The organism is Flavobacterium sp. MEB061 (assembly GCF_000834715.1).
Taxonomy (GTDB): Bacteria; Bacteroidota; Bacteroidia; order Flavobacteriales; family Flavobacteriaceae; genus Flavobacterium; species Flavobacterium pectinovorum.
Genome location: NZ_JXQR01000004.1, coordinates 80,781 through 90,807 on the forward strand (window position 1 = coordinate 80,781; position 10,027 = coordinate 90,807).

The window sequence follows — 10,027 nt, forward strand, 5'->3', positions numbered from 1 at the left end:
TCGAAAAACATTTTTAAATTGCTTATAACAAGTGTTATAAGCAATTTTTTTATTTAATAGAGATGAATTTAAAACAAATCGAAAGGGTAAAAAAAATCTCTAAATCTGATTTTATTTCCCAATACGTAAAAAACCAAATTCCCGTTGTTATCGAAGAGCTGACTGAAGACTGGCCGGCTTATTCTAAATGGAAATTATCATATATGAAAGAAATCGCAGGCGAAACTATCGTTCCTTTATACGATAACAGACCTGTAAACCACGAAGATGGCTTTAATGAAGCGCACACTAAAATGAAGATGAGCGACTACATTGATCTTTTAGAATCCAAGCCAACAAACTACCGCATTTTCCTTTATAATTTAATGAAAGAAATACCAACGCTAAAAGACGACTTTTTATGGCCTGATATTGGCTTGAAATTAGTGAAGCAAATGCCCATGTTGTTTTTTGGTGGAGAAAATTCAAAGGTTTTTATGCATTATGATATTGATTATTCTAATATTTTGCATTTTCATTTTCATGGAGAAAAACAATGCATGCTTTTTGCTCCGGATCAGTCTAAATATATGTACAAAGTTCCGCACGCTTTAATTTCGAGAGAAGACATTGATTTTGATGATCCTGATTATGAAAAATGGCCCGCCCTTAAAAATGCCGAAGGTTATATTACTAATCTTAAACATGGCGAAGTATTGTACATGCCAGAAGGATATTGGCATTATATGAAATATTTAACTCCCGGTTTTTCTATGAGTTTGCGTGCTTTTCCAAAAAATATTGCCCATTTATCAAAAGCGGCTTATAATGTATTTATTATGCGGCATTTTGATGTTTTAATGCGAAAATTTAAAGGTCAAAAATGGATTGACTATAAAAACGAAAAAGCAATTCAGAACACACATCAAAATCTGACGAAATCTGAAAATCTGGCAAAGTCTGCCTGATATAATTAAAAAAGCCGTTGTGAACTTTAGACTGCACCCAAAAGTTTAGACAAATTTATAATTAAGTTTGATAATAATGAGCTCGATATTTTATCGGGCTCATTTTGTTTAAATTTGATTTAATTCTTTCGTTATTATAATAGATTATATATCTATTAATTTCTTTTTTTAATTGTTCTATTGATTTGAATTTTTGAGTATAAAACATTTCAGATTTTAATATTCCAAAGAAGTTTTCAATAATTGCATTATCCAAACAGTTTCCTTTTCTTGACATACTTTGTTTGATTCCTTTTTGTTCTAATAAATGTTGGTAATGTTTCATTTGGTATTGCCAGCCTTGGTCAGAATGAAGTATTAAATTTGTATTGTTTGGTATTTTTCTAAAGGCTTTTCTCAGCATCATAACCACTTGATTGAACACTGGTCTCTCCGTAACTTCATAGCTGATTATTTCTTGATTAAACAAGTCAATTATTGGTGATAAATATAATTTGTTTCCCCCTACGTTGAACTCTGTTATATCGGTTGCCCATTTTTGATTTGGGGCTTGTGCCCTAAAATTTCGTTCCAGTATATTTGGAGCTATTTTACCATTTTCACCTTTGTAAGATTTATATTTTTTTACTCTAATAACACTTTTCAGCCCTAATAGATTCATTAATCTGAGAACTGTTTTTATGATTGATAAGCACCCCTCTGTTTTGCAGTTCATCGGTTATCCTTCTATAGCCATAGCATCCTTTATGCTTTTGATAAATGGCTTTAATCAGTTCTTTAGTTTCTTTATATTTATCAGGTGATTTACTTTGTTTTTGATGATAATAAAAACTGCTGCGCGCCATATTTGCTAGGTCCAGAAGTAATTCCAAACCAAATTTATGCCTTAATTCGTTTATGGCTTTGGATTTTTCCTGGCTTGAATTAAGGCTTGAAGCTTTTTTAGCAATTCATTCTCACAGCGAAGTCTTTCGTTTTCTTTTAGCAGTTCTTGCTCTCTTGTAAGGAGTTTGTCTGATTTACGTTTTTTGCCTTTATTATCACTCATCGATATGGGTCTGCCTCTTTGTTTTGGTTGTAATGCTGCTAGCCCAAAGTTAGCAAAATCTTTTTTCCATTTTAAAATTATGGACATATTGGGAATATTAAATCTTATGCCAGCCTGCATCAAGGAAAGAGATTCTTTTTGTATGCTATTGAGTACTTTTAGTTTAAATTCGGCTGAATAGCTTTGATTAATTCGTGGCAATAAACCAATTTTACCATATGCCTTATAAAAACTGACCCACTTACGAATATTCCATCTTGCAGTCTGTTTTAATTTTGAAACATATCCATCTGAATAATGCTTCTTTAAAACCAATTCTACACATTCTAACTTAAATGCATAGTCATACTTTACTTTTCTTTCCATAAAAAATGCCCCAAATAGTGTCTAACTTTTTGGGGCATGTTCACTTTAAAGTTTACAACGGCTTTTTTATTAAACCATTATTTAGAATACCATTTTTGTAGTAGTTACATTTCCATTACCAAAAATTGTTTTAATCAACAAAACCTGATTAGATTGTAAACCGGATATCTGCAATTCTGTACTATCTATTTTCTTTTTATTATAAAGCAATTTTCCGGTAACATCAAAAATAAAAACCTCTTTAATGTTTTCTTTGGTTGATGTTACCTTGATAATTTTCTCTTTTGCAGAAACCAAAATTTTCTGTTCCACATCTTCAATAGCAACTTTTTTCAAGGTTTTATTATTAGTATAGCGTAACACAAAACGACCATCAAAAATACCTGTTGAAGTTGTAAAGGTATAATTGCCGGTTCTTAAGTCATGAATTGAATTGGTAGTTTTGTCTTCTAAATAAATAGCCTGATTAACTAAATTACCATCGGCCTGATCTATAGAAATAGTAAAACTGCCGGCAATTGTGCTTTTATATCCAAGCGGTACAATATCAGTATCCGAAAAAGGCACAGCGCGTCCCTGAATTACAAGTTTGTGGCCATTATTTACACTATAAAAATCCAAATACGGATTACCATCAATTGTTTGACCGTCATATCTGGTTTCATAATCGTTAGTAGCACCTTCAATATAACCAATCAAAATTTGTTTAAAAGCACCACCATCATTAGTCATATTAAGCCATAACCGATTTTTTTCAAGTGCAACTTTTGAAGTTTTTGCTGGTTTAAAAAACTGACTATTTGAGCCAAAACGCATCGCATTTGTAAAAGTTACTATTCCGGACGAGCTTGTTTCAGTAAAAAAACCTTGCCCGGCTGCTATTTTACCACCTGGTATTTCTTTATTGTTTCCTGATGCTGTGGTTGCTGTTTTGGCTGCAACGCCCCCAGTCAGATTATAACTTGCATAATCATCTGCATTGTATTTATAAGAAGTTCCAAATACTACGGGTGTGTTGTGTGTCCAGAAATATAAGGTTCCGGTTAAAACTGGGTTATTCAAAATAAATTGATCGGCATCTAATGCTGAAGGATAAGGATTTCCCAGCAAATAAAATTTTCCGCTATCTAATGTCGCACTGGTTACATTTCCATTATTGGGAACTCCAATAAAAGAAGCTGTGTAATCGGCCCTGATTGTATTAGAATAATTTTGCGGACCACGAATTATATAACCTTCTCCAACAACCATAGTCGTACTTCTGTTTGTGATTACCCAATTTGTTCCGCTATATCTAAAATATTTATCCCCTAAAGTTAATGGCGAAACATCAACGAGTTTTTGCGGGTTTACGGGAGTTGACCAATATACAAAATCGGCCTGGCGAATTTGCGGGCTTATTCGTTTGTAGATAATATTTCCGGTATTAATAACATTATTACGCTGTATTAAACTTGCATTATTCTCGAATATTAATTTTGTTCCTGTTGCAGATTCTACCGTAAGTTGGTTATCAATAAATAATGTATGTGGAGAATTTATTGTCACTTCTTTTCCTCCTTTTACTTTACAAGAGCAACCGCTTATATCTCCTATTGACTGATAGTTTTCGGCAAATTCAATGATATCAGAAGATATCGGCACGCTCACTTTCGACCATGTTGTTCCATTCCACGTATTTACATCCGGTGCTTTTATTACAATACTAACTGTTGGCAATGAAGTGCAGTTTACACCATCCTGCGCAGTAAAAGTGTATGTGCCGGGAGCTAAATTAGCAATTGTATAATTGGAACCCGAAACGGAATAAGTTTGAGTTGATGAACCGCTTTGGTAAACTTGTCCATTTGTTGCAGATATAAATCCGTTAAGTTCTACACTTCCTGTTGAAATAACACAAGTTGGTTGTGTAATACTAACAACATTGGGTGTGGGTAATGAAGATTTAACAGTAACTGTTGTGGCTGAAGAGGAAAGGCTTTGACATCCTGCGGCATTTGTTACCTGAACAGAATAATTTCCGGATGTTGTTACTACTATACTCTTTGTAGTTGCACCGGTTGACCATAAATAACTTGTCCCGGTAACGGAAGTCAATGTAACATTTCCTCCATCGCAAAATGTTGTAGCCCCACTTGTGGATATTGTGGGAACCGCGGGTTTGGCATTAACTGTTGCAAAAATAGTTTTAGAACTGGTGTAAACAGATCCTCCATAAGTAGTAGTATAGGTAAGATTGGCTTCGTAAGAGCCTGATATAGCATTTGCAAAAGATACTACTGATTGTTTATCTGGATAGTTTACAAAAGATGCCGCACCGGGAATTTTTACAGACCAATGCCAGTTCAATGCGGCTCCGTCTGCTCCATCTTTTGCTGCGGTAAAATTAAGAGTGCTTCCCTCACAAATTGGCGCATTACTTGTAGGCTTTGATTGCAAAGTTCCTCCTAAATTATTAAGCTGCGCAAAAGTATATTCGGCATTGCCACTTCCTACACAAACGGCAAATTTTACTGTACCAATAAACAAAGCAACCTGATTTGAACATCCTCCCCCTGTATCATCAATTCTTCCCGGTGGGTTGATATCTACGATTGTCCCGGCGGGAAAACGAATAGAACTCTGATTTGTATTAAAATCCAGTACGCCATTAATAGTAACAACCAGAATATTTCCTGCAGAAGTTGATACTATTGGATCTCCGGAAGCCAACAATGTTCCGTTTATCGTTAACGATTTTATTGAAACATTTGTACTAAGTGTTATGGTTGATCCGGAACCAATAATAACATCGTCATTTATAGTAGGTACTGTTCCGCCAATCCATGATGTTGTCGCAGTCCAATTTCCCGTTCCTGTACTTGTTATGGTAGCTCCATTTGAAAATCCAAAACAAAATAACATTGAAAAAATAAAAAGTAATTTTCGGTTCATTTCACGTGGTATTTAAATTTAACAATAGATCTTTTAGCAAATTATTTTTCAAAAAAAAGCTCATAGGAATTTTGCTTTTTTAGTCCGTCCCAGAGGAAATTTCAATGCCTTTTTTATCACTTGTTTTTTCCTCAAAACACCATAAACAATTTACAATTTTCTATTCACTAAGGTTAAATTAACGCCCTGAATTTCAACCAATTAAATACGTTTTTACTATTCTAGGTTATTTCTCATAAATATATTTTTTTTAAGTAATTCATCATATGAAAAATGCAAATCATCTGATTTAGTAAATATGCATTTTTCATTATTTTTGAAAAATTATAATAATTTGAAAAAAAATTATGTTAAAAATAAATTTAACACGAAAAAAAACGTCTGGAAAACAATTTTGGGTCGAAATTTTATTTTAAAAAAAGTCGTTTTTTAAACGCAAAATGATCGTTCAAAATGAAAGGTGAAAACCTATTAAAATAAAATTTTACGTGTTGTATGATATCCGTTTTTCAACAATATTTTTAGTAGTAAAATTTGATTTTTGGATGATAGATTTTCAATAGTAAATCTGGAGTTTTCTATCTTGGTTTTTCTGTAGATCTGTTTACCCGAAATGTCAAAAATTTCAATATCCTTAATATCATTTTTGTTTGCGTCGACAATTATATTATTGCTGTTTACAAAAACTAATATTTTATTGATTTCTCTCTCCGGATTATTTGTTTTTAAATCTTTACTAATAAAATTCAACTCAAAACGTTCATTAAAATTTCCCTTTTTTGTAGAAAATAAATAGGGAGATTCTTTTAGATCATGTTTAATTTTCAAGTCCTTATCTTCAATAAAAACATTTAGATCACTAAACAGTCCATCATCATGGTCAATACCAATACTAAATTCGCCTTCGATAGTGCTTGAATAGCCTAACAAAATAGAATCAGTATCTTCGAAAGGCAAACCTCTGCCCTGAATTACCAATTTTCTATTTTCAACAACACTATAAAAATCTACAAATTGATTTCCATTAAAAGATTCCGCATCATAACTTTCATCATACAAATTGGTTGCCCCATTAATATATCCCAATAAAATCTGTTTAAAAACGCCTTCATTATTTTTAAGATTCAACCAGATTCTATGTTTTTCGACAATATTTTCTTTTGTTTTGGCTTGCTTAAAAAAAGCAGAATTTCGACCAGAAATACGCATACTATTATTGAATTCAGCTATTTCAGAATTTTTACTGATTACAAAAAATGCTTGTCCTGAGGCAATAGTTCCATCTGGAATACTTTCATTTATACCTAATGAAACTGCGCCGCGTGTACCAATGCCTCCCAGCAAATTGTAAGCAGCATAATCATCAGATGTATACTTATTATTAGTTATTGGTGTATTATGTGTCCAGAAATAAAGAGTTCCTAAAATATTTGACGTGTTGTTAGTCAAAAAAGCATCGGCACTTATTGCAGATGGATATGGGTTACCAATTAAATTAAAGCCATTTTGTTTTTTCAAACTCACCTCCACTTTTCCATTAGCCGGAACGCCTTTAAATGTGGCTTCAAATGTTGAAGGTTTTGTTGTAGAAAAATGCTGTGGACCACGGATACTATATCCTTTGCCGGGAATCATGATATTTGATGCATTTTCGATCTTCCATTTATCCAAAACAGCATCATAAGAAAAAAACTTATCCAGCAATGTATCTGGCGAAACATTAATTAGTTTTTCATTATAAACAGGCGAAGACCAATAAGTATAATCGAATTTTAATATTGGCGAAGATTTTCTTTTGACATTAGCAATACCGGTATTTACAATATCATTGTCCCGCTGATATAAACTTGCTGTATTTTCTAAAATTAAAGTACCAAGGCCTGAATAATCGAACTCAATTCCTAAAGTATTGCCGCTTAAAAGTGTTACGGTTTTGCCTTCGTTAATATAACAGCTGCAAATATTTGAAGACGCTAAGGCGGGATAATCGTCTTGAAAGTAGATTTGCTTTCCGCCTGACGGTAAACCATTTGACCAGCTGTGACCATTCCAAATTGAAGAATCCAAACAAAGGTTCAAACGTGCAATTCTGTGTTTGGATATTCCTGATACAGAATTGAAATCTCCTCCAATCATCAATTTAAAATCTGATGTGAAGGCCATAGTGTATAATTTACTATTTAAACGGGCATCAAAAGAAGCGTCATAATCGCCTGTTTTTAAAAGCCTTACTAATCGTAACGAAATGACGTTTTTATAAGTTCCGGAAAAAGTTCCGCCTACTACGATACGATCGTCTGGCTGTACCAAAATACTTCGCACATCACCTTTATTAAAACCTGTACCAGAATCAAAAGTCGTATCTAAACTTCCATTGGTATTTAACCTAAGAATCCGCTTTTGAGACGTGCCGTTATAAAATAAAAAACTTCCTCCAACAATAATTTTTCCATCAGACTGCAATGCCATTGCATAAATGTAATTGTCAAAACCTGCGCCAACATTGAAACCGGAATCAATACTTCCATCGGGATTTAGCCTAACTAGTCGTGCAGCAGAATACCCATTAAAACTACTGAATCTTCCACCAAGCAATATTTTTCCATCTGGCTGAATCAAAACAACTTCGATAATACCATCGGCACCATGACCAACATTAAAACTTAGATCCCGAGTTCCATCAGGCAATAATCTTACTATTCGCGTTGCGGGATTGGCAGCACCATTATAATTTGTAAAACTTCCCGTCGCAATTATTTTCCCATCAGACTGAGTTGCCAAAGCGTAAACCTGACTATTAAAACCTGAACCGATATTAAATGTTTGATCAACTGATCCGTCAGACAAAATTCTAATTATCCGATTACAGGCTGTCTCGTTATATTTTGTGAAATTCCCGCCAAGAATAATTTTTCCATCCTGTTGCAAAACGGCTGTTTTAATTACATTATTAGCACCTGCTTGCTTCAAATTAAAACTTTCATCATAAGTTCCATCTTCTAAAAGCCGAACAATTCTTGAAGCCTGTTCGCCATTAAACTTTTTAAAATTTCCAAATACCATTGTCTGTTTATTTTCCAGAGGAATCACTTTATAAACAGAATTATCAAAACCAACTCCTGCCGATAAATATGCTGTATCATATTCTCCTGCCGGATTAATTTTTGCTAATCTGCCTTGATTTAATCCATCGAAAACAGAAAATGAACCACCAACATACCAAGAACCTTCTGCGTCATTTTCTAAAGCTAAAACTGAAGCTGTTGCAGGTCCGGAACCAAAATCCAAATCAGTTCTAATAGTTCCGTTCCGGTTTAAAACACAAATTCGATTCACCTCAGCTCCATTATAAAAACCGGTAAAAGATCCTCCAATCATTATATTACCAGAAATATCTGTTTTTATAACCTGAACTGCGCCTCCATTAAATCCCGATCCTGATAAAAAAGTCGAATCTAAACTTCCGTCTTCATTAATTCGAATAATTCTATTTGCCGAAATTTCATTATAACTGCTAAATTTTCCGCCTAATAGAACTTTTCCATCCGATTGTATAAACATTGCATTTACATCATCGTTAAACCCTGTTCCGATATTAAAACTTTCATCAACTCTTCCTTCGGGAAATAGTTTTACTATTTTATTAGAAGAGATTCCATTAAATGCTGTAAAATTGCCGGACAAAAGTATTTTTCCATCAGATAAAATTTCGACGTTTGTAATATTTGATGTTGTGCCAATTCCTGTATTAAATGTGGTATCGATCGTGCCATTGGGTAAAATACGTGCAATTCTATTTACGGTGCTACCATTGTATTTTGTAAAGCTGCCTACAATGATAATTTTTCCATCAGCCTGCTCGCAAGCATCATAGATAATTCCTGTTGCTGCCCCGATTGTTGTATTAAATGAAGCATCATAGGAACCATCTGAATTTAATCTGACAAGTCTTCCTGAGTTGTTTCCATTATAAGATGTAAAGCTTCCGCCAACGATTATCTTTCCATCTCTTTGAATGTGTGAAGTATAAACTTTACCGTTGAACCCTGTGCCTGCATGAAAATTTTCATCAATTATACCATCCGGATTTAAGCGGGCAAAATAAGGAGAAGGGATTCCGTTAAGATTCAGATAGTCACCGCCAACAATTAGGTATTGATTAGATTGTATTGATAAAGTTCGGACTGTATTATCAAAACCATCTCCGTTTAGTCCATCATCAATGGTATTAAAATAAGTATCTACTTTGCCTTGCTGGGCCAAAAGTTCCATACTAATAAAAGGTAAAAAGAGGATCAGGGAAAAAAGTATTTTTTTTATCAAAATGTGAATAAAATTTAGTCAATAATTATTTTGTAAGAATCGGACTAAATTTATAATTCGTTTTGAAACCCTGCAATACCCACTTACCGTGATTTTTCAGGTAATTTTTTGTGGTTAATTTGATGTCAAAAAACAAAAAAGACGCACTATTTTGTGCGTCTTTTTGAAATAAACTAATTTATATTTTTAATTAAAAATAATCTTTTTAGTTGTTGTAAAGTCATTCTCAAGAGTAACTTTTACAAGCAATACCTGATTGGATGATTGCAGGTTTTGTATTTGAAGCTCTGTTGTGCCTGCTTTCTTTTTGCTGTAAAGCAGTTTTCCCGAGATATCGAAAACCGTTACCTCTTTTATGTTTTCTGTTGAAGAAGTTACCTTGATGGTTTTGTCTTTTACAGAAACCAGA

The 10,027-nt window shown here is 33.5% G+C and carries 4 protein-coding genes and 1 pseudogene; 1 reads left to right on the top strand and 4 read right to left on the bottom strand.

Features of this window, described 5'->3' with window-relative positions; all coding sequences use genetic code 11:
* The first annotated feature begins 62 nt into the window (after window positions 1–62).
* Window positions 63–947, top strand: coding sequence for a cupin-like domain-containing protein (locus tag RT99_RS01530; RefSeq protein ID WP_042562968.1), 885 nt, complete (start codon window positions 63–65; stop codon window positions 945–947).
* 61 nt (window positions 948–1,008) lie between these two features.
* Here the strand turns inward: RT99_RS01530 and RT99_RS25890 are convergent.
* The 4 genes and pseudogenes from RT99_RS25890 to RT99_RS01560 form a co-directional block, all read right to left on the bottom strand.
* Window positions 1,009–2,361 (bottom strand): annotated as a pseudogene (locus RT99_RS25890) (IS3 family transposase).
* 81 nt (window positions 2,362–2,442) lie between these two features.
* The gene (locus RT99_RS01550; RefSeq protein WP_052483500.1) at window positions 2,443–5,295 is read right to left on the bottom strand and encodes a T9SS sorting signal type C domain-containing protein; all 2,853 of its coding nucleotides are present in this window, start codon (window positions 5,293–5,295) and stop codon (window positions 2,443–2,445) included.
* A gap of 471 nt (window positions 5,296–5,766) precedes the next feature.
* The gene (locus RT99_RS01555) at window positions 5,767–9,567 is read right to left on the bottom strand and encodes a T9SS sorting signal type C domain-containing protein (RefSeq protein WP_042562969.1); all 3,801 of its coding nucleotides are present in this window, start codon (window positions 9,565–9,567) and stop codon (window positions 5,767–5,769) included.
* Window positions 9,568–9,804: 237 nt separating this feature from the next.
* Window positions 9,805–10,027, bottom strand: a 223-nt coding sequence (locus tag RT99_RS01560; RefSeq protein ID WP_042562970.1) for a T9SS sorting signal type C domain-containing protein, incomplete at its 5' end; no start/stop codon positions are given.

Excerpts from the sequence above, each read along its gene's own strand:
- RT99_RS01555 (WP_042562969.1), bottom strand. The coding sequence starts at position 9,567 with ATGGAACTTTTGGCCCAGCAAGGCAAAGTAGATACTTATTTTAATACC.
- RT99_RS01530 (WP_042562968.1), top strand. The coding sequence starts at position 63 with ATGAATTTAAAACAAATCGAAAGGGTAAAAAAAATCTCTAAATCTGAT.
- RT99_RS01550 (WP_052483500.1), bottom strand. The coding sequence starts at position 5,295 with ATGAACCGAAAATTACTTTTTATTTTTTCAATGTTATTTTGTTTTGGA.